Source organism: Micromonospora sp. CMU55-4, from assembly GCF_011602315.1.
Classification (GTDB): Bacteria; Actinomycetota; Actinomycetes; order Mycobacteriales; family Micromonosporaceae; genus Micromonospora; species Micromonospora chalcea.
Genome location: NZ_JAAOLH010000023.1, coordinates 29,305 through 49,087, shown reverse-complemented (window position 1 = coordinate 49,087; position 19,783 = coordinate 29,305). Strand labels below are relative to the sequence as shown.

Here is a 19,783-nt window from a genome sequence, read left to right as displayed (position 1 = left end):
GCTGTCAGGTCACGACGCTACGGTGCAGCTTCTTCTCTTTTGTTCGCACCGCAGCCCGTCTGTTCTCCCCGGATCTGCCCGCGCCAGCAGGTCACCCCTCAGCCCACCATCCGGTCGGCCCCGTGACCCCGCCCCGCGCCATTCCCGGCAGCACTCCGCCACAGACGCCGCATCCCGGTGGCACCACCACACCCGCAGTCGAACCGCGCCTTCGCGAAGGGAGCACCCCGTCATGCCCGCACCCACCAACACATCCCTCACCGACCAGGTCATCACCGTCTGCTTCGCCCCCGGCCAGGACGCCGACTGGTTCGCCGCCTCCGAAAAGGTCCACGACCTCCTGCAAGCCAACGGCACGCCGTCGCGCCGCTACCGCGTCCGACACCGCCGCCTCATCGGCTGGCTGACCCGCTTCATCGGCTACTACCTGCTCGACGCCGCCCGCCGCTTCGGCGCGATCACCATCGCCGCCGGCGGCCGCAAGAGCCGCCTCGACCTGACCGGCACCGCCGCCACCGCCGCACACAACGCCGCCCTGCGCTGGCGCACCTGGCACACCCACGTCGCCGCGACCACTCCCCCGGCCCGGCCTTTCGAGGACTACCTCGCCCAGCACCACACCGACCCCGCCAAGGTCAGCGCCCACGAGGCCCGCCGACGCTTCGAGCAGCAACCCCGCGTCCTGGCGATGCTCGCCCACCACCTCGACCCATACGAACTGCCCGCCTACCAAGCCGGCGAAGCCACCTACACCGGCCTGCACTGGCGCATCGCCCTGGTCGGCGACGCGCTGATCACCACCGACGGTCGCCTCCTCACCCCGGCAGGCGGCTCCGTCGCCGACCGGTTCCGCTTCCTCAACGACGCCTGCGCCTACCTGCGCAGCCTCGACCCACGCGCGCGGCTGTGCGCCGTCACCATCGCCTGACACCCCCCGACCCGAAACACCGAGGCCGGTCGCAGCCCTGCTGCGACCGGCCTTCGCCATGTCCCCACCGTTGGAAGGAGACCCCTGATGTTCCTGACCGATCCGGTGCTGCGGCGCATCGCCGCCGACACCAACGACGTCCTGCCCGAGCAACAGTGGCGCCACGACACCGCCACCGTCGAACCGATCGGCGACCTTGCCCGCCTCCTGCACAAGACCGCGCTCGACTTCACCGACAGCACCACCAACCTCGACCAGGCCCTCACCCGACTGGGTGCACTCGCCGAAACAGGCCGACGAGGACTGGCTGCGCACGCCGGCCTTCACCTCCCCGGTCACCACCAGGTCGTCACCGATGCGCTCGCCGCCCGCGAGCGGCACACCGTCCTCGGCGTCACGCTCACTGCCTGCTACCGCGCCTGGCGCAACCACCGGCCGATGAACGAAGGCGACGAGCGACACCTGCTGCTGCGGCGCTGCGACCCGTCACGCGGCGTGGCGACCCTGCAGCGCAAGGATCCGGACACGTGGCTGGTGATACCCGACGCCGAAGCCGCCGCCGCCTTCGACATCCCCTACCCGCAGCGCATCGTCGGCGAGGTCACCCGCACCGAACGGGGATGGGCGCCGACTGCCTACGTCGCCCGTGCGCATCAGGTCCCGCTCGCCACGGTGTACTCCCTGCCGATCCGGGGTGAGCTCACCTCGGCCTGCCGGACGCTGCTGCGCTGGTGGAACCTGCGCCACTCCGACGCCTGGCACAACCGCACTCCCGCACAGCTCACCCCCGCCGAACTCGCCCACCTCACCGACTGACGGGGCAGCGTGATGCCGCACCTCAACCTGGTCGAGCGGTGGATCACCGCGGCGACCGGCCGCACCCTCGACCAACACGCCGTCGACCCCATCCCCGCCGCCGCGCACCTACCCGAGGCCGCCGACAATCTCCGACACCTACGCGACGAGCTGCTGCTCGCCGTCGACCACCTGCGCACCAGACTCCTCAACGAAGACGACCTACACGCATCCGCCGCCGCCATCACGGGATCGTCGAAGACAATCCAGAACCTGGCCGGCGAGTACCGCAACGCCCACGCTCGGATCGACGCCCTCATCGGCGACGAGACGCGGACCGCCTACGCGCTGACCCACCCTGGGCAGCAGGTACGGCGGCGCTACGTCGACCCCGGCGACACCGTGCTGGTCGTTCTGCCGCACACCGACTCCTGCCGCGCGCAGAACCTCGCCGGACACACCGCTCACATCAGGGTGGGCAGCTCCGACGCCCGGTTTCGGCCGCCCGGCAGCGTCAGCTCGGTGCGGCTGTCCCACAGCGACGCCGGCATCTACCGGGACCGCACCGAGGGCCGCCTCTACACGCTGCAGCCCGCGGCAGGCGCGCCCGCCACCTCGGGCCGGTAATCGACCGGTCGCATCGCGGCGCCCTTCACCGGGCGACGAATGGCACACCTCGCACGGCACGGCGCTCCCGACGCGCGCCTGCCGCCCCGGCTATCACCCGCGACCCGGCTCACCATCCGGCGGCCTCACTCGCGCCGCTATCCGAACTACGTCCCCAAGAGAGGAACCCCATGAAAGACCTGTCCCTGACGCCTGCAGCGCAGGCTGTCCTCGACGCCCTGACCGACCTTGGCCAGGGCGACGTGCACGAGTTGGCCGACCGCGCCGGAAAGGCGCGCTCGACCACCGACAAGGCACTCAAGACCCTGGCCGACGCCGGCTTGATCGTTCCGGTGGACACCGACGCCGATGCGGCCGACAGCGCGTCCACCCGGTGGGCCCTGCCCGCCCCGGACGGCGCCGCCGCTGCGGAACCGGACGCTGCCGTCGATCTCGGCGACCAGCAGACCGCCGCCGCGGACGAGAGCGAGCAACTCATCGGATCGGATCTCGACACCTCGGCGAGCGAACCTGTCAACGGCGGCGCAGCTGATCCATCCCGCGACGACCACGCGGACAAGGCACCGGATGAGGCGGGAGACGAGACCGAACAGACCGACAGCCGCGGACGCGACGACGACAGCAGCGAGACCGGTGAGAGCTCCGCCGTCGTTGCGGTCCAGCCGGCGCGGCCCGGCGACCGCAAGGTCATGGCCATCAAGGGAGTCCTGGCCGACTACGGCGACGCCGGCGCCACCATCGACCTGATCGTGGCCGAAAGTGGCATCGGACACGCCACCGCGTCCCGGCTGCTGACCGCGATGGAACAGGCCGACGCCGCCCGTCGACTGCCCGGCCTACCCGAGCGGTGGATCGCCGGCCCGACCAGAGCCAGCGAGGTGGACCCGAACCCGGAGCCGCCCCGCTGCCCGCTGTGCTCCCAGGTCATCCGCGGCCAAGCGAGCATGGCGATCGCCGCAGCGGCGGTGCTGCCCCTGATCCGACCGGACGGCACGCTGCACATCGTCAACGCAGACGGACAGACCCACGTCGTCGCCATGCCACTGCGCTCCCCCGGCCGCACGCCGCGCGTCGCCCGCAGCACCGGCCCGCGCGGTGACGGGACCGTCAACGCCGACGGCAGCCCACCGTTCAGCCGAGGCGAACTGGAAAGACTCACCCTCGACGTCCTGGCCGCCAACCCCGGCCAGCAAATGACCCCGCAGGACATCGCCACCGTGCTCGCCGGCCAACTCGGCCGCGCGATCAGCTCCGGGGCCGTGCGGAACAACTGCACCAAGGCCGCCGCCAGCGGCCGAATCCTCCTGGTCTCCGACGCGCCGCTGACCTTCGTCCACCCGGCGCAACCCGACAGCGACAACCCCGTCGAGACCGACGCGGGCAGCACCGACCAGTCCTGACCAACGCCACTCCCCTGCGGGGGCCGAGCCGCGTGCTCGGCCCCGCCAGCACATCGAGAGGAGAATCCGTGCCGCACGAACTCGAGACCTACACCGACGGAACAACTGCCTTTGCCAGCGCACGCCTGTCGGCCTGGCACCAGCTCGGCACCGTCACCCAGGAAACGATGAAGGCCGAAAAGATCATGACCGCCGCCCGCCTCGGCGACTGGGGCGTCCGCACCATCCGCACCGTCGGCATCGACATCGTCAACGGCGTCGAGGTACAGGTCCCCGCCGACGACAAGCGAATGACCGTACGCCGCAACCCGGTCACCGGCCAGACCGAATACCTGGGCATCGTCGGTACCGACTACACGGTCGTCCAGAACGAACAGTGCGCCGAGATGCTCGACCGCCTCGTCGATCAGGTCGGCGGCGCCCACTTCGAAACCGCCGGCAGCCTGCGCCGCGGCAAGAGCGTGTTCGTCACGATGAAGCTGCCCGACGCGATGGAGATCGCCGGGGTGGACCGCCTCGACCTGTACCTCATCGGCACCACCTCCCACGACGGCAGCGCCGCCCTGCGGGTGGACGCCAGCCCAATCCGGGTGGTCTGCGCCAACACCCAACGCGCCGCCTTCCAGCACGCCGTCGGCCACTACACCTTCCGGCACACCTCCAACGTCAACTCCCAGATCAGCCAGGCCCGCGAAGCCCTCGGCCTGATGTGGACCTACATGGAGACCTTCGAGGCCGCGGCCGAACGGATGCTCAACGCGGAGCTGACCATCCGCGAGTTCGAAAACGTCGTCGCGCAGGTATGGCCGGTCAAGGACACCGCGTCCGAGCAGGCCAAGAACAACGCCAAACAACGCCTCGGCACCCTCAAGTACCTGATCCGCGAGGCCGACACCCAGAAAGCCATCACCGGCAGCCGGTGGGCCGGATACCAGGCCATCACCGAATACCTCGACCACTACCAGCCCGCCAAGAACGACCTCGTCCGCGCCAACCGGGTGCTGACCGGCAACACCGGCGACTTGAAAGTCGCCGCCTTCGACCTACTGAAGATCTGACCGCCACATCCATCGCCTCCGGGGGCAGCGGTCACCCGCGCCGCTGCCCCGGCCCATAGGAACGGACACCTCACGTGACGCCGCCCAGCACCCGAAGGCTCGATGCATACCAAAGGATCCGCCGATGACCGGCCACCTCCGCCACCCCCGCGATCTACGGCAGTCGGTATGTGGCCTACCCGCCACCGACGTGCAGCGGTGGGAAACCGACAACCCGCCGCGCATCGACTACACCTGCGAAACAGCCACACCCTGCTGCCCGAGGCCGCCCGACCCGACGACGCCAACCATCCGCCGGGCGACGCCACGCTCATCGACACGCTGCGACGCATCGTCACCGCCCGGCAGTACGCCAAGATCGACGGCGTGCTTGTGGACGTGTGGTCCGCCAGCGTCACTGTCCTCATCTGGGACAAGCTTCGCGAGGACAAACGGCAGCGGCTACTGACCCTGCCATCACACGAGCTGATCCTCCGATGCATCGCGATCTACAGCCACATCACGAGGGACCAGACAACTAAGGACCGGTCCAGGCACGACCGAGGTACAGGGGTGTGAGGTCAGCCGGTGTTGACACGCCTCACGTTCATCGGCTGATCGAGCAATTTGAGGTGGCCGCCCACGTGGGCGGCCCACGGTCATTCTCCGCTTCACCACCTTGGAAGCCCTCCGCGCACCTGTCCGCTCCGCCGCCGGTGAGCGCGCTCCTGTCGGCGTACGGCTTCGAGTGCAGAGCCAGGTACGGCACCGGGTACGCAGCAGCTATCGACGTCTGCAAGTGCGGCTGCGGCTCGCGGCCGAGCTTGCTCTGCAACGATCAACTACAGCCAGTAATGTTGGTCGACCCGGCAGTGCGCGGATCTGCCGATGTGAGTGCACAGTTCCATTGCTCAACTCGCCCGATCCGCAACGATCTGGACTGTATTCCCGTTGCCGGGATACTCGGCCTGAAGGTCGCCGTCGAACAAGCGCCAGCAGAAGTCGTTCATCCGGGCAGCTGCGGGGGCGTGTCTGGCGATGATTTCCCCTACGGGCGGCGGCAGGTCCGGTGGGATATCGCCGGCCGCGCATCGGCGCACAAACTGGTCGCGTGCGACGGGACCGCCGCCGACCGGCCCGGGCACCCCGCATACCGAGGTGGCCAGCCAGTTCACCAGCCGCATGGAAGCATAGTCGGCATCGTGACCGGCATTGCGGGCAGCGAAGTGGCGCTCGGCGTCCGACAGGTCGAAGCGCGGTGAGGTGGCGAGCCCGAAGTCGACGAGGTAGAGCCGCTCTTCGTCGGCCCGGATATTGCCGAAGTGTCCGTCCAAGTGCAGCATCTCGCGGTTACGTAGAAACGCCACCATCTCGAACAGCTGCCGCTCGACCGCCGCGGCTCTGCCGACCGGGTCGCTCAACCAGCGAGGCAGCTCGTCGGGGAGATGTTCGAGGAACAGCACCAGGCTCGCGGTGGCGCCCGCCAGCGCTTCGAACCGCGCACGCACGGCCTGGTTACCGCCGAACTGGGCGACGACGGCGTCGATGTCGAGGTGCTCGGCCGCGACCGGCGGGCGGCCGGGCAGCACCCGCCAATGGTGCAGCAACGGGAACGATTCCGACTCGCCAGCGAGGACGCCCTCAGTGACGCTCTGGTTCGCGGCCAGCTCGCGCCACGCGCCGAAGCCCGGACCAGCCAGGCGGTACATGCCGTATTGCCAACGGACTGGCATGCCGAACAGGTTCGCCGTGCTGTGCGGATGAGCCAGCTCCCGGTCGGTGATCGGGACCCGCTTGACGAACACGGGCACGCCGTCGACATCGGCGATCGAAGAGCTGCCGCCCACGCCCACGCCGTCGAGTGACGCGGCCCGCAACAACGCTGCCAGTTCACCATCGGTGCACCCGGCCAGCAGCGCCGCGACGCCGTCATGGCGGGAACGTCGCGTGAGGAGCACCGCTGCATCATGCCGTCGAGCGACAGCCCTTTGACACGGTGCGAAGCGGTCTCCTTCGCCAGACCAATTGACGCGCCCGATCGGACAGGGACGGTTCTGAACGGGTTCGGAGCATGCTGGCAGGGCGCCATGACAACTCCCCGTTATGCCGCGATTCGGGCGAAGGCCCACCTCCGCCGGTTACTCATCGTAAGCAACGGACGTGCGTCGCCGGGGCGGACCGGCACCCCAAGGTCCCCAGCGCCACTCGCCCATGCCTGCACATTTGGCGTACCTGGCTCTGCACCGGAACCCGTACACCGACAGCTCCCGGCTGTCCCTGTCCGATCAGCTATCCCCAGCCGTATTGAAAGGCCGCCGCCATGACCAGAGCCATCACCGGCATTGTCAGCCTCGTCGTCGTTGCCTGCCTCGGCCTGCCCATGCTCCTGCTGACGGCCGTCATGGGCGGCGGCTCCAAAGGGTGCGGCGCCGCCGCTCTACCCAACATGCATCCCTTCGGGCGACCGCCTACCGTCGGTGCCTGGGATGTCGAGCAAGTTGACGTAGCCGCGATCATCATCGACATCGGCGTCACCAAAGGCGTCCCTCGATGGGGCTGGGTCATCGCTGTCGCCGCCGCCATGCAGGAATCCCGCCTCCGCAACCTGCCGCATCTAAGCACCCGCAACGACCACGACTCCATCGGGGTTTTCCAACGGCGCCCAAGCCAGGGATGGGGCACCGTCGCGCAACTTTCTGACCCCGCCTATCAAGCAGGCAAGTTCTTCGACAAGCTCCTCACAATTTCCGGCTGGGAATCGATGCCGCTCACCCAGGCCGCCCAGGCGGTCCAAGCATCGGCCTACCCCAACGCGTACGCCACATGGACCAACGATGCCCTCCGCCTCGTGGAGCAGCTCACCAGCACCCTCCCTGACTGCACCCCCGACGCACTGGCCGCCCTACCGGCCGGATTCACGCTGCCCTCCGACACCCCGCCAGCCGTGACAACCGCAGTGTTCTGGGCCGCTGCCCAACTCGGCACGCCCTACCACTTCGGCGGCACGTGCACCGACCCACACTCCAACGAACCCCACAAACAGTGCGACTGCTCATCCCTGATGCAAGCCGCCTACCGAGCAGCCGGCATCTCCATCCCCCGCATCACCACCGACCAAGCCAATGCCGGCACACCAGTAGCCAGCCCGACGCGCCTGCTACCCGGCGACCTCATCCTGATCCCCGGCAGCAACGGCACCCCGGCCCACCCACGCCACGTCGGCATGTACCTCGGCGAAGGACTCATCATCCAAGCCCCGCAGACCGGCGACGTCGTCAAGATCACTCAACTGAGCAGCTGGAACGACCAGATCGCCAAGATCCGACGGATCGTCCAGGAACCTGCTTGAGAAGGGCACGTTCCTGGGTTCGGGACAGTCGATGCCGCCAGATGCCGCTTGCCGACCGCCGTGGCCCTCGCATCTGCTCAACCATCGACTGAAGTGCGACTCGACGATCCAGTCTAGACACCCACGACGAAGGGTCGGTAGACGCGGATTGGCGCGCGGATCGCGGCAGAACCGTGCATCCGATCTTGGCCCCTCAACGACTCGTCTGCAGGTCGCGGTGCTGCCGGGACTATCTCGGCTTGCACCAACGTCTCGTTCCCGCGGCAGCACATCACCGCGTAGGCTGCAGCGCCGTGAACGCCACCGTCGTTGTCTCGATCGCCGGACTCATCGCTACCACCACCGTAGGGGTCCTCTCCCCGGTTCTGCAGGGCCGATTCGCAGCACGGAACGCGGCCCAAGCCAGGCGCTACGACCAGCAACTGAGCGTCTACGCCGACGCGATGCAGTTCGCCTACGCGCGCAAGCAGCAGCTGGAAATGTCAGGTGATCCGGATGATCCGTACGAGACGAACCGAGCGAGCCCGGACTGGACGACAGCAGCCACGATCGGCGGTCGACTCCACTTACTCGGCACGGGCGACCTCATCAAGAAGTGGGATGCGTTCCAAGATGCGGACTCGGCGCTACGCTGGCACGCGCTCGAGGAAGCCCCAGTAGACGAGCATGGCCAGCCGGAAGTGGAGCCCGACGATCCATATTTGGTCGCATTCAACACCGCCGTTAAAAATCTGATTGTCGCGCTACGCAAGGCCGCTGGCTTGGAGGACGCTGCCTGAGAGGGCGGTTCGGTAGCCTTTGCCCATTGTGGGCTTGGCTCGGGATGTGAATGCGAGCGATGGTCGTAACCGGTGAGGTCCCGGTCGCGTTGGGCCGATCATGGGCGAGCGAGCGGCGTATCCGAGTGACCTGACCGACGAGCAGTGGGCGGTGGTCGGTCCGTTCCTGCAGGCGTGGAAGGACCGGCATCCGTCGGTGTCGGGGCATCAGGGCCGCTACGAGCTGCGGGAGATCGTGAACGCGATCTTCTACCAGAACCGGACCGGCTGTCAGTGGGCGTACCTGCCGCACGACCTGCCGCCAAAGTCGGCCACCTACTACTACTTCGCTCTGTGGCGTGATGACGGCACCGACCAGGTGATCCACGATCTGCTGCGCTGCCAGGCGCGGGAGAAGGCCGGCCGGGCAGAGGACCCGACCGCGGTGGTGTTGGACACACAGTCGATCCGGGCCGCCAACCACGTCCCGGCAGCGACGACCGGCAAGGACGCCGGCAAGAAGGTCCCGGGCCGCAAGCGGGGCCTGGCCGTCGACGCCCTCGGTTTGATCATCGCGGTCGTGGTCACCGCGGCGTCGGTCACCGACAACGCGATCGGCGTGCGACTGCTGGACAACGTCGTGGCTCACACCCCGACGGTGACCAAGGCATGGGTCGACGCCGGGTTCAAAGACGACGTGCAGATCCACGGCGCCGTGAACGGCATCGACGTCGAGCAGGTCAAACGCTCCGACACCACGGCCGGGTTCGTGCCGATCGCCCGCCGGTGGGTAGTGGAGCAGACCAACGGCACCCTGATGCTGCACCGCCGTCTGGTCCGTGAATACGAGAGCCGGCCCGCCTCCGCGGTGTCACGCACCTGGTGGGCCTCGACGGCGAACCTCATCCGCCGGCTGACCGGCACCACCACCACGTCCTGGCGCGACCCAGGCGTGGACAGCGGGATGCTGGCAGGATAGGTCAGCAACGAAGCTCCTGTGCTGGGCAGTGCGCCTTGGTCGACTGCTGTCCTACCGGGAGCTTCGTCCTATCTGGAGCAGCGACACTCCGCTACGCGCCTGCTCAGGAGCCCTCGATCACGATGAAAATGGCTCAGTGGGGCCGTGATGCTCCTGACTGCACTCGACCGGGACGATACGCGGGCCTGCCGCAAGCGCGCGATGGATCCTGACACGAACTCCTTGATCGATCGACCCTCGAAGGGCAGTGGCCGGAGGGTGCGCCGATCCGGCGGACTACCGCGCCTCGTCGCCGTGGCGACGCCGCCCCTCGACCCGGTCCTGGACGATGCGCGTGCTCTGGTCGGGAGCCAGTTCCGAGAACACCCGCAGGTGCTTCTGGTCCACCCACGTCACCTGCGTGCCGTCCCCGAAACCGTCGTAGCTGTCGACGCTCTTGCGGGTCAGGTTGTTCATCCTTCGGCCGTCGAGGTCACAGGCGAACATGTCGGTCGCCAGCCCGTTCGGCTGCGGCGACTCGAACGCCACCCGGGCACGTTCCGGGTCCGGATCCGACAGGAGCGGGCGACCGGTCGCCGGTGAGCGCCAGACGTCCTCGGGATAGCGGATCCCGGCACGGACGACCAGAAGGTAGGGCGTACGGGACACCGGCCGGCCGCCGATGCACTCGACCGCGACGACCAGTCCCGGCGTACCCGTCGATCGCGCCACCTCGACCTGCCCGGCGTGCAGGGCCGCTCCGTCGACGTACGGCAGTATGCCGCCGCGGTCGAGCAGCCCGACCGCGGCGAAGCGACGGTGCGGGGGCCGTCCGGAGACGGCTTGCAGGTAGGCGAGGTCCGTGATGATGTGCAGGACGACACCGGCCGCCGCGCGACACGTGCCGCGCACCACGAATCGATGGGGCAGCGGCGTGGCCCGGGCGAGGTCCGCCCCGGTCAAGGCGGTGCGCAGGTCGACCCTGCGGGGGTTCGCCCCCTCCGCTGCGGCAAGCGACCAGTCGGCCGGTAGGACGTACAGGTCGCGGCCCGGGACCAGCACCCGCTTCTGCGGGCCCTCGCCGTACTCGACCGCGCTGATCCGGACGTTCGAGGCGACCGGGATCGCGTCCAGTTCGAGGGCGGGACGCAGGTGACGTCGCCTCACCCGCAGGCTGACGTGTCCCAGCTCCGCCGGATCCGCGGTGGGCCGGAACTCCAGCACCAGGTAGGCGACCACGCACAGGACGGTCAGCGCCCACGCCAGCCACAGGTTGCCGGCCAGGAAGGTGGGCACCTGGGACGTCGAGTAGTTCACGACGATGCTGGTCACCGTGAGGACAAGGGCGGCCAGCAGAGATCGACGTACCCCGCGCTCGGTCCGCATGCGCCGCAGGCTAGTGCACGCGGGACTCGACCTTCCATCCCCCGACGCGTCGAGTCTCTGCACTGTGGACCTGTCGACGATGACCGACGCGGTGACCGCGGCGTCCCGACTGCGCCCGTCAGACCCCGGCCCGGCGCCGACGCCGGCGAGTGAGGCTGGCCGGTCAGGCGAGGGACGAGGGCAGTGGCACCTCTCCCCGCAGCGCCCGCTCCGCCAACTGGACGCGCTGGGGGTGGAGGGTGGTGTTGGCCAGCGGATGACCGGGCACGTTGATGCACCGTTCGCCGGGCACGGAGTCACAGACCTGACAAGGGAGGAACAGGCCGCAGGACGGGACGAGTTGCGCGTGCCCGCCGCCTAGGGCGTGTCCTGCCGATCATGTAGTGGTTGATCGTTGACGATGTGCCGGTGGTGCGTCGTGGTGAGTTGACCGATGAGGCGTGGGCGGTGATCGCGCCGCTGCTACCGGAACCTGGCGGAGCTCGGGGGCGGTGGCGGGATCACCGTCAGGTCATCAACGGGATCTTGTGGAAGCTGCGTACGGGTGCGCCGTGGCGTGACCTGCCGGAACGCTTCGGGCCGTGGAAGACCTGCCACGAACGGCTACGCCGCTGGACCGCTGACGGGACATGGGATCGGATCCTCGCGGCGGCGCAGGTGCACGATGACGGCACACCGGTGCAGTGGACGATCAGCATCGACTCGTCGATCGTGCGGGCGCACCAGCATGCCGCTGGCGCCCGCAAAAAGGGGGCGCCCAGGCAAGTGCGGCGACGCCTGGTGCGCAAGATGGCGAGGCCATCGGCCGGTCCCGCGGCGGGTTGAGCACGAAGATGCACCTCGCGGTCGACGGACGCGGACGGCCGCTGTCGATCTTGCTCACCCCCGGCCAAGCCGGCGACAACCCGCAGCTGTTGGCGCTGCTGGACGCGATCCGCGTCAACGAGCCCGGGCCGGGTCGGCCCCGCAAGCGACCGGAGGTGCTGATCGCGGACAAGGGCTATGCACATGACTTGACCCGGCGAGCCCTGCGACAACGCGGGATCCGGCACGTCATCCCGGAACGCAGCGACCAGGTCGCTCGCCGGGCCGCCAAGGGCAGCCACGGCGGGCGACCACCGGCCTTCGACAAGGTGATCTACAAGAAGCGCAACGTCGTGGAACGCTGCTTCAACCGGCTCAAGCAGTGGCGTGACCTGGCAACGCGATACGCCAAACGCGCATCCCTCTACCGAGCCGGCCTCGTCCTGATCGCTGCCGTCATCTGGCTCCCATGATCGACAGGACACGCCCTAGGGCGATGGTGTCTTCGCTCGGTTGGGCGTCGAGGTCGGCGAGCACTCTCGTCAGGGCGCGCAGAAGCGTACGAATGCCGTCGGCATCGCCGAGGGCGTGCCGGGCGTGCATAGCCTTGGTGTAGAGGGCTTCGTTGTACCGGTCTAGGACGATGGCTTTGTTCAGCAGGTCTGATGCGGTCTGCGGGTCTTGGTTAAGCAGGTCTTCGGCGAGGAGTAGGTGGGCTTCGGTGCCCCAGCGGCGCACCGTCTCGCGGTGGGGTTGGAGCCACTCGTAGTCCTGCCCCTCGGCCAGTGGCGCGTCGTAGAGCTCGCAGGCGGCGGTCAACAGTTCGTGGCGGCGCAGTCCGGTGGCGATGGTGGCGCGACGCATGAGGTCGCGGAGAGTCCACACGTCGACGTCGACCGTCGTCGGGTCGAGTCGGTACCGGCCGGCGGTTTTGATGATGTAGGCGTTTTTGGTCTCGGCGGTGCCGGCACGGCCGAGGACGTGTCGCAGGTTCGAAGCGTTGGTGTGTACGCGTTGGTCTGCTTGGCTGAGGCGGGCGTCGGGTTCGAGGTATTCGCCGATGTCCCGGGTGGTGACGCCGTCGGGGTGGCAGGCCAGGAAGACGGCGAGTTCGAGGGCTTTGGCGCGCAGGGGCCGTCCCGGTTTGGTGATGTCCTCGATCCGCGGCGGGCCAAGCACCCGAAGTCGGGCCTTCCCGACGACAGCGGCGGAGGGAGTTGCAGTTGCCGCGGGCTGATCCTGAGATGCCGCGTCGTTCCGGCTGGCGTGCAGGGCAATGACCGTGGCCGGTACGCCTGGCGAGGTTGTCGCTGGAGGTTCGCCGGTTTGTGCTTCGCGCAGCGTGGTCAAGGTCTGGATCGCTGTGGTGGGTTCGAGCACGGGTAGGCGCGACGGTAGCGGTTCGGTTGGCCGACCGGATATGAGGGTGGCCCGTCCGTCTGGGGCTACGTCAATGGTGACGCCGGGGGGCCACTCACCAAGCAGTACCGCGAATACCTGCCTGCTGGCGCCCGCGGCCAGAGCCGCTTTGACGCGGGCTGCGGCTGCTGCGGCTGGTGTCTCTGTGATGAGGACGACCGGAGACAGAACCTCTACTTCCGGAGCCTTGGGTTGTTGCTGCTCGTCGGGGTCGGTCAGCGTCTGTTCGTCGAGAAGGCGGCTGCGGTGCAGCAGCAGGGTCTCGATCGTGGTGAGTGCGTCGTCGAGGGTGTCGGTGATATGCAGGCGCGGCCATGAGCTGACGGTCGTCATTTCGGTGCCGAGCAGCGTGGTGAGGGTGGCGGCGTCGATGACGACCTCGCCATGCGCGTTGGGGTGTTGCGGGTCGCCGGAAGCCAGCGCTGCTACGAGGGTGGCGCGTGCGGCGGTAGCTGCGCCGTCGCCGACGAGGCCGACGCCACCGGGCGGCAGCGGGACAAGGGCGGCCAGTGGTGCCCCGTCGTCGGAGTGCGGGAGTTCGGGGTTCCGGGCCACGGCACGGCGTAGCTCGGCCACCGAAGGCGGCAGGTGAGTGGGTGGATCGTCGTGGGGGTCTCCGGTGTAGCGGCGCCGGCGTTGTCGCCACACCAGGGCAGCTGCCGCGCTGATGGCGGCGGCGAGTGACCAGGGCAGCCACTCCGCGGAGGTCAGCTGCAGACCCCGCTGGTGGTCGGTGTCCTGCGGGCGTTGCGCGCCGTCGGCTTCCGGCGAGGACGGAGGACGCGTGGGAGCGTCGGTGGGTGACCCGGGATCCGGTGCGGTGGGTGTGGTTGGCGAAGAGCTCCTGGGCGTGGCGGCCGTCTCGTGGTTGTCCGGTGTGGGTGGATCGGTGGTCTGCGGGGCTTTCGGCGGGTTGCTCGGCGGTGGGGATGGGGCGACGGTGCCGGGTCGCGGTGAGGGCGGGCGGCGGTCCGGGATGGCGGTCTGTGGGGGTTGGGCATCGGCGGGTAGGCGCAGTTCCCAGCCCGGGTAGATCAAGTCGCAGTCGCGCAGGGTGCCGCCGACCTGGGGAAAGTGGCGGTGTTTGTTCATGCGGCAGATTTCCGGCCAGCGGCCGGCGTCACCGAGCCACTGCTTGGCGATTTTCGACAGGGTGTCGTGTCGCTCGACGGTGTACAGGTAACGGGTGTTGCCGACCTGAATCAGCGCCGGCCCCTGCGCGAGAGCTTGCTGAGGAACAGCCACTGCCTCGGCCGCGTCGATGGCCGCCGGTGGTCGAACGCCGCCGGTGTTCAGTTGGCCGACGGAGGTGACGGCGATCGCCGCGGTGCCGGCCAGGCCGAACACGAGCCGGTGCAGTGGTGCGGGAAGCCGTAGCACCGGGATCCGCCATCGGGTCGCCAGCGCGATCAGCTCGGCGATCAGCAGCAGCGCGAGCACGGCCCACAACAGCCACACCGCCCACACAGCCGCGCCGGCCAGGACGGTCGAGGTGAACCGTTCGTTCGGCTGATCGAACCATGCCACCACCTGCGTCCACGACGGCCACCTCCGCAAGGGGTTCCCGTCAAGGGACACCAGCAACGTCGGTACCCCGGCCAGGAACACGGCTGTGGACACGGTGGCCCGGACTGGTCGGATCACGGAGGACACCCGCCCCGCTGTGTGGCGCGGCGGTGTCGACACGGGCGGGACGTACACCGTGGGACGCCCGTATTCGGCTAGCCGGTTGCCGCTGTCCGGGGATTGCTGCGACATCCTGTCCGTCCCCCCGCTTGGTAGATCCCTTTCCTCTCGCATACACGGCGATACCCATCGAGGGCCATCTCTTCAGGAAGGATTCTCACCATGCGCGCACAATCGATCACGGGACGAGAACGTGGTTGACGATCCACTCCCCGGTCGGGAGAGACTGCCTCGCATGCCAAGCGGGGGCACGCGACTATCGATCGATCTCACGTCGTCGGCAATCGCCGCCACCGTCGACCGCGATGGCACCCGGATCCCCGTCCTGCTCAACGGCCGCATCGTCATGCCGCACGGCATCGTGATCGACCCCGCCGGTCAACTACACCCCGGCGTCAACGGGCCGCCGGAGCCCTCGGTAGGTCACCAGTTCATCCGAGACCCGGTGGACCTCCTGCACGCGGCTGACGCCGAGCCGCCGGTGGACGCCGTACAGCTGCTCGCCGGGCAGCTGTGGCACATCGCTGACCAGGCAGTCCGCCAAGTCGCCGTACCGGTCGCCGCTCTGACCGTGACCATCCCATCGGCCTGGGGACCACGCCGACGGGGGCATCTCACCGACGCGGCAGCCCGGGCGGGCCTGCCCGCACCGGCCATGGTCACCGCGCCAGCAGCACTCGCCGCTTACGCGACCGCCGGCCACGTCCCGGATGGCACATGTCTGCTGATCTGCGATGCCGAGCGGCGTCCAATCACGCTGACCGTCCTGCAAGCCAGCCGCGACGGGTACCAGGAACTCGCCACCCGCCAGGTGAGCCCGAGCCGCGACCTGGACCGCGACCTCGCGCAGCACCTCTTGACCCGCAGCATCGCAGACGACCCCCCACAACGAACCGAAAAAGAGGCCACACCCGAGCCAGCCGACGCGGCACTACTGGAGTCCATCCGCCAGGCCAGGACCGCCCTCTCCACTCAGGAACGCGCACCCGTTCTCCTGCCCTCGCCCCGCCCACCGGCCGTTCTGACCCGCGACGACGTCACCGCTGCAGCGCAGCCCCTCCTCGACGAGACCGCCAATGCCGTCCAAGGCATCCTCGACGCCGCCGACATCAGCCAGCAGCACCTCAGCCACGTGATCCACCGGGAAACCAAAGCAATCCCGGGCCTACAAGAACGCCTCGCGGCCATCACCGGGCACACTCCGACCGCCATCGACGGTCACTCCCACGCCCTCGCTGACGGCGCCCTCTCGCTCACCGCAGCCCATCACCAGACAGCAACCACCGCCAACGACACCGCACTGCCACGAGTTCGGCTCCGCGTCCGTGACCTGACCAGCGCCATCATCCTCGGCGCCTGCTCACTCACCGTGCTCCTACAGACCATCCTCACCGCGGACATCGTCACGACCTACTCCGTCCAGGTCGTCGGCGTCCGCCTCTCCCTGCCTCAACTGGGCATCGCCGGTGCCCTCACCATGCTCACCGCATTCGCCGTGGCGCACCTCGCCCCCACCACCTGGCTCGCCGGCACCACCGACGCAGCCACCTCTAGACCCACCACCGGCCACCTCATCAGACGCGGATACCTCGCCGCCGCCGTCGGCGGATCAACCGCCGCCGCCCTCTACGGCCTCGCCACCGGCACCGCCGTCCAGTTCGGCTACGAGCCATACCTGAAATGGACCCTCGGCTCCGCACTCCCCCTCGCCGCCTGCGCGGCGATCATCGCCGCCACCGCTCCCCTCATCGCGGCTCCGCAACTGTCCAACTGGCTCGCGCGCACCCGTCCGGCTGCCCTGCCCGCCGCCATCGCAACCGCCGGCATCTGCCTCATGCGCGCGGCGATCACCCTCACCCCACCGGTCGACCTGACCGGCATGCCCGGCCTCATCGGCAGCGCCGGAGCAGCCCTGCTCGGCATCGCCACTGCCCTGACTGCCAGCCGAAGCCGCACCACCCGCACCATCACGGTCCCTGGGCTCGCCATCGGCTACGCCATCGTCTTCACCAGCGACACCAGCAGCGCCCTGCTGGTCGGTTACCTCGTCGCCCTCACCTGGTGGGCCGTTCAACTCGCCGCTTACACCTTGCGGCTCGCCTACCCCGGTGCCGGGCAGGCATTGCGCCGGCTCGCGGGCAGCAGCCACACAGCCTGACGAGTCGTCAGAGCAAACACCGGCGCTAACCCTCGGGCCTCACCGCTGTCCGGCCAATGACGGCGCCACCGGGGTGAGCACCAGGCAGCGCTCCAACAGATGACGGCCCGCCGATCTCGGCGGGCCGTCCATTCAATCCAGCCAGCCTGCCGAGCCTCTCCGCTCGGTGGGCCATCCGCGCATGCCCTCTGGAGCAAGGAGGTCACCGGTTCCACGCGCCCGGATATCGCAGACCACGACCAGCACCAACCCACACATCAGCCTGACCGAAAGGCAATTGACGATGCGAACACTCCAGAGCTTCCCAATCTGCATCGAGATGACCGGGCGCGCGAGCACCGCGACCCGGATCGCACGTTTCCACGCCCAGCTCGGTACGGGGACGCACCGCGTCTCGCAACTGGCGAGTGAGGGCTCGTTTGACGACCTCTGTCCGCCATCCAGCGGTCCGCAGGACCAGGGAGACGCCGTCCGTCCGCGATCGATACAGAGCCTGCGATGCCTCTTCGAGGACGAGCCCAGCCCTTGGCTTGACCCCTGGGGGACGCAACGGATGGATAGACGGCCACAGCTGTCAGATGTCGCACCCGCGGGTGGTAGCGACGACCCCGTTCACCCCTGGCCCCAGCAGCGCCGGGCCAACGAAAGGAAGCACGATCCATGCCCGCCCCAACCCCGAACCGGCCCGGAATTCAGACCAGGTGCCGACGCACGCCGGCCAACTGCCAACCGCACGACGCGGCGCTGGCAGCCCGGTTCGACCGACGTCCTGGACCGGCGATGAACGGCCCCGCCGCCTCCGAATGGCGACCAGACCCGCTCCTGACCATCGACGACCTTGCGGCCTGGTTGGGCAAGCCCAAGAACACCCTCTACGCCTGGCACAGCCGAGGCAAGGGCCCTCGCGCCATCCGCGTCGGCAACACCCTGCGCTACCGGCGCAGCGAGGTCGAACGCTGGCTCGAAGACCACACCGACGCGGAGCGGTGAACCATGGCCCGACCTGAACTGGCCATCGGCACCTCCGGAAAAATCCGGATCGAGAAACTCGGTCCGAAGAGATTCCGGGCACGCGCCCGGTTCCGCGACTACGACGGCATCACCCGCGACATCGAAGCCACCGACACCACAGGCCCGGCCGCCGAACGGGCCTTGAAGGCCAAACTCCGCGACCGTGCCACCCCCACCGACGACGAGATCACCCGCGAAACGCGCATCAGCGCCCTCGCCGACCTGTGGGTCGAAGAGATCACCGCCGAGGAACGTATCGCGCCCCAGACCATCCACCGATACGCGACCAGCGTTCGCACCTCGATCCTGCCCGCCCTCGGCAACCTCCGAATCCGGGAAGCCAGCGTCGGACGCCTCGACCGGTTCCTGCGCGAAATCGCCAAGGACCGCCCTTCAGCCGCCAAAGGCGTAAAGGTCGTACTCAGTCAGATGTTCGCTCTGGCCGTACGCCACGGCGCCATCCCCACCAACCCGGTCCGCGACACCGGCCGACTCCGCAAACCCCGCCGCACCGTCGTCGTCCTGTCCGCCGAGCAACTCCAAGCCGTCCGAACGGCGATCCGCGAATGGCAGCGACCGATCCCTGGTAAGCCCGGGCCTCGGCACAGCGGCGACCTGGCCGACGTCGTCGACCTCATGCTCGCCACCGGCGCCCGGATCGGCGAGATCCTGGCCCTCCGCTGGGAGGACCTGGACCTCGCCGCCGAACGACCAACCCTGACGATCTGCGGAACGCTGGTCTTCATCAAGAGCCAGGGCTTCTTCCGACAGCCCTGGACCAAGAGCGACGCCGGCTACCGCAGGGTCGTCCTCCCCCGGTTCGCGGTCGGCATGCTCATGGCCCGCAAACTCACTGCCGCGGACAACCCCCACGACGCGATCTTCGCATCCCGACGAGGCACCTGGCTCTCACCCAACAACGTCCGCCGTCAGTGGCGCCAGGCCCGCGCCGAAGCCGACCTCGACTGGGTCACCCCGCACACCTTCCGAAAGACCGTCGCCACCCTCATCAAGGAGGAGATCGATACCAAGAGCGCGGCAGCGCAACTCGGGCACTCCAGCGAGGAGGTCACCGACACCTACTACATCGCCAAGCCGGTACAAGCACCAGACGTGTCCGGCATCCTCGAACGGCTCGGCAGCCACCCGAGCAACCAAGGATCGTCGCCAGGAGAGAACGATGCACACCGATGACGAACTTGGTTGCCGCACCGCGTAAACGGGGGGTTTTCGGGGGGCGGTTCAAATCTCCATCGAAGATAATCAAAGCCCTGACCAGCGTTCCTGCTGGTCAGGGCTCTTTCTTTGTCGGGACGGCCGGATTCGAACCGACGACCCCTTGACCCCCAGTCAAGTGCGCTACCAAGCTGCGCCACGTCCCGATGCCCCCGCCGGGTCTCCCCTGCAGCAGCCGGTACAGCTTAGCGCAGGATCTTCGCACCGTGCGCAGAGGCCCCTCCCGCGCCG

The 19,783-nt window shown here is 68.6% G+C and carries 16 protein-coding genes and 1 tRNA gene; 13 read left to right on the top strand and 4 right to left on the bottom strand.

Features of this window, described 5'->3' with window-relative positions:
* Nucleotides 1-232: 232 nt before the first annotated feature.
* From HA073_RS28415 to HA073_RS28390, 6 genes are all read left to right on the top strand, one after another.
* Nucleotides 233-928: a hypothetical protein gene (locus HA073_RS28415; protein WP_104113266.1), complete on the top strand. Its 696-nt coding sequence runs from the start codon at nt 233-235 to the stop codon at nt 926-928.
* Nucleotides 929-1,015: 87 nt separating this feature from the next.
* Nucleotides 1,016-1,744 carry a hypothetical protein gene (locus HA073_RS28410; protein ID WP_166457698.1) on the top strand — a complete coding sequence of 243 codons (729 nt, stop codon included), beginning with the start codon at nt 1,016-1,018 and terminating at the stop codon, nt 1,742-1,744.
* Nucleotides 1,745-1,756: 12 nt separating this feature from the next.
* Nucleotides 1,757-2,350 carry a hypothetical protein gene (locus tag HA073_RS28405; protein ID WP_166457697.1) on the top strand — a complete coding sequence of 198 codons (594 nt, stop codon included), beginning with the start codon at nt 1,757-1,759 and terminating at the stop codon, nt 2,348-2,350.
* 170 nt (nt 2,351-2,520) lie between these two features.
* The gene (locus HA073_RS28400) at nt 2,521-3,750 is read left to right on the top strand and encodes a MarR family winged helix-turn-helix transcriptional regulator (protein WP_166457696.1); all 1,230 of its coding nucleotides are present in this window, start codon (nt 2,521-2,523) and stop codon (nt 3,748-3,750) included.
* A gap of 68 nt (nt 3,751-3,818) precedes the next feature.
* Nucleotides 3,819-4,808 (top strand): DUF932 domain-containing protein, encoded by a 990-nt coding sequence (locus tag HA073_RS28395; RefSeq protein WP_166457695.1) that lies wholly within the window; start codon nt 3,819-3,821, stop codon nt 4,806-4,808.
* 198 nt (nt 4,809-5,006) lie between these two features.
* Nucleotides 5,007-5,366 (top strand): hypothetical protein, encoded by a 360-nt coding sequence (locus HA073_RS28390; RefSeq protein WP_225980528.1) that lies wholly within the window; start codon nt 5,007-5,009, stop codon nt 5,364-5,366.
* A gap of 332 nt (nt 5,367-5,698) precedes the next feature.
* Here HA073_RS28390 and HA073_RS28385 read toward each other — a convergent pair whose 3' ends face one another.
* Nucleotides 5,699-6,745, bottom strand: a complete 1,047-nt coding sequence (locus tag HA073_RS28385) for a serine/threonine protein phosphatase (protein WP_166457694.1) — start codon at nt 6,743-6,745, stop codon at nt 5,699-5,701.
* Nucleotides 6,746-7,107: 362 nt separating this feature from the next.
* On the opposite strand from HA073_RS28385, the gene HA073_RS28380 reads away from it, so the two are divergent.
* From HA073_RS28380 to HA073_RS28370, 3 genes are all read left to right on the top strand, one after another.
* Complete coding sequence (locus HA073_RS28380) at nt 7,108-8,136, top strand: C40 family peptidase (RefSeq protein ID WP_166457693.1); 1,029 nt, start codon at nt 7,108-7,110, stop codon at nt 8,134-8,136.
* A gap of 293 nt (nt 8,137-8,429) precedes the next feature.
* On the top strand, nt 8,430-8,915 hold the full coding sequence (locus HA073_RS28375) for a hypothetical protein (RefSeq protein WP_116510039.1): 486 nt from the start codon (nt 8,430-8,432) through the stop codon (nt 8,913-8,915).
* 100 nt (nt 8,916-9,015) lie between these two features.
* Nucleotides 9,016-9,873: an IS5 family transposase gene (locus HA073_RS28370; protein ID WP_104112994.1), complete on the top strand. Its 858-nt coding sequence runs from the start codon at nt 9,016-9,018 to the stop codon at nt 9,871-9,873.
* A gap of 276 nt (nt 9,874-10,149) precedes the next feature.
* Here the strand turns inward: HA073_RS28370 and HA073_RS28365 are convergent, their stop codons facing one another.
* Complete coding sequence (locus tag HA073_RS28365) at nt 10,150-11,238, bottom strand: hypothetical protein (protein WP_146074803.1); 1,089 nt, start codon at nt 11,236-11,238, stop codon at nt 10,150-10,152.
* Between the two features lie 411 nt (nt 11,239-11,649).
* Between HA073_RS28365 and HA073_RS28360 the strand changes: the two genes are divergently transcribed.
* A protein-coding gene (locus HA073_RS28360) for an IS5 family transposase (RefSeq protein WP_225980853.1) occupies nt 11,650-12,515 on the top strand; the annotation gives its coding sequence in 2 pieces (ribosomal slippage) (nt 11,650-11,983 and nt 11,983-12,515; 867 coding nt in all).
* On the opposite strand, the gene HA073_RS28355 is transcribed toward HA073_RS28360, so the two are convergent.
* Nucleotides 12,499-14,988, bottom strand: a complete 2,490-nt coding sequence (locus tag HA073_RS28355) for a LysM peptidoglycan-binding domain-containing protein (protein WP_309228068.1) — start codon at nt 14,986-14,988, stop codon at nt 12,499-12,501. The two genes, HA073_RS28360 and HA073_RS28355, sit on opposite strands and share 17 nt — an antisense overlap.
* A 394-nt stretch (nt 14,989-15,382) precedes the next feature.
* On the opposite strand from HA073_RS28355, the gene HA073_RS30985 reads away from it, so the two are divergent.
* The 3 genes from HA073_RS30985 to HA073_RS28340 all read left to right on the top strand — a co-directional run bounded on the left by HA073_RS30985 (nt 15,383) and on the right by HA073_RS28340 (nt 19,510).
* A complete protein-coding gene (locus HA073_RS30985; protein ID WP_166457691.1) occupies nt 15,383-17,305 on the top strand; it encodes an Hsp70 family protein in 1,923 nt (640 codons plus the stop codon).
* Between the two features lie 780 nt (nt 17,306-18,085).
* The gene (locus HA073_RS28345; RefSeq protein WP_030504821.1) at nt 18,086-18,295 is read left to right on the top strand and encodes an AlpA family transcriptional regulator; all 210 of its coding nucleotides are present in this window, start codon (nt 18,086-18,088) and stop codon (nt 18,293-18,295) included.
* 3 nt (nt 18,296-18,298) lie between these two features.
* The gene (locus tag HA073_RS28340) at nt 18,299-19,510 is read left to right on the top strand and encodes a site-specific integrase (protein ID WP_166457690.1); all 1,212 of its coding nucleotides are present in this window, start codon (nt 18,299-18,301) and stop codon (nt 19,508-19,510) included.
* Between the two features lie 114 nt (nt 19,511-19,624).
* On the opposite strand, the gene HA073_RS28335 is transcribed toward HA073_RS28340, so the two are convergent.
* Nucleotides 19,625-19,698: transfer RNA gene (locus tag HA073_RS28335), tRNA-Pro, on the bottom strand.
* Between the last annotated feature and the right edge of the window lie 85 nt (nt 19,699-19,783).

Coding starts and splice junctions, on each gene's coding strand:
- HA073_RS28370 (WP_104112994.1), top strand. CDS start 9,016: ATGGGCGAGCGAGCGGCGTATCCGAGTGACCTGACCGACGAGCAGTGG.
- HA073_RS28365 (WP_146074803.1), bottom strand. CDS start 11,238: ATGCGGACCGAGCGCGGGGTACGTCGATCTCTGCTGGCCGCCCTTGTC.
- HA073_RS28345 (WP_030504821.1), top strand. CDS start 18,086: ATGAACGGCCCCGCCGCCTCCGAATGGCGACCAGACCCGCTCCTGACC.
- HA073_RS28415 (WP_104113266.1), top strand. CDS start 233: ATGCCCGCACCCACCAACACATCCCTCACCGACCAGGTCATCACCGTC.
- HA073_RS30985 (WP_166457691.1), top strand. CDS start 15,383: ATGCCAAGCGGGGGCACGCGACTATCGATCGATCTCACGTCGTCGGCA.
- HA073_RS28380 (WP_166457693.1), top strand. CDS start 7,108: ATGACCAGAGCCATCACCGGCATTGTCAGCCTCGTCGTCGTTGCCTGC.
- HA073_RS28410 (WP_166457698.1), top strand. CDS start 1,016: ATGTTCCTGACCGATCCGGTGCTGCGGCGCATCGCCGCCGACACCAAC.
- HA073_RS28340 (WP_166457690.1), top strand. CDS start 18,299: ATGGCCCGACCTGAACTGGCCATCGGCACCTCCGGAAAAATCCGGATC.
- HA073_RS28400 (WP_166457696.1), top strand. CDS start 2,521: ATGAAAGACCTGTCCCTGACGCCTGCAGCGCAGGCTGTCCTCGACGCC.
- HA073_RS28405 (WP_166457697.1), top strand. CDS start 1,757: ATGCCGCACCTCAACCTGGTCGAGCGGTGGATCACCGCGGCGACCGGC.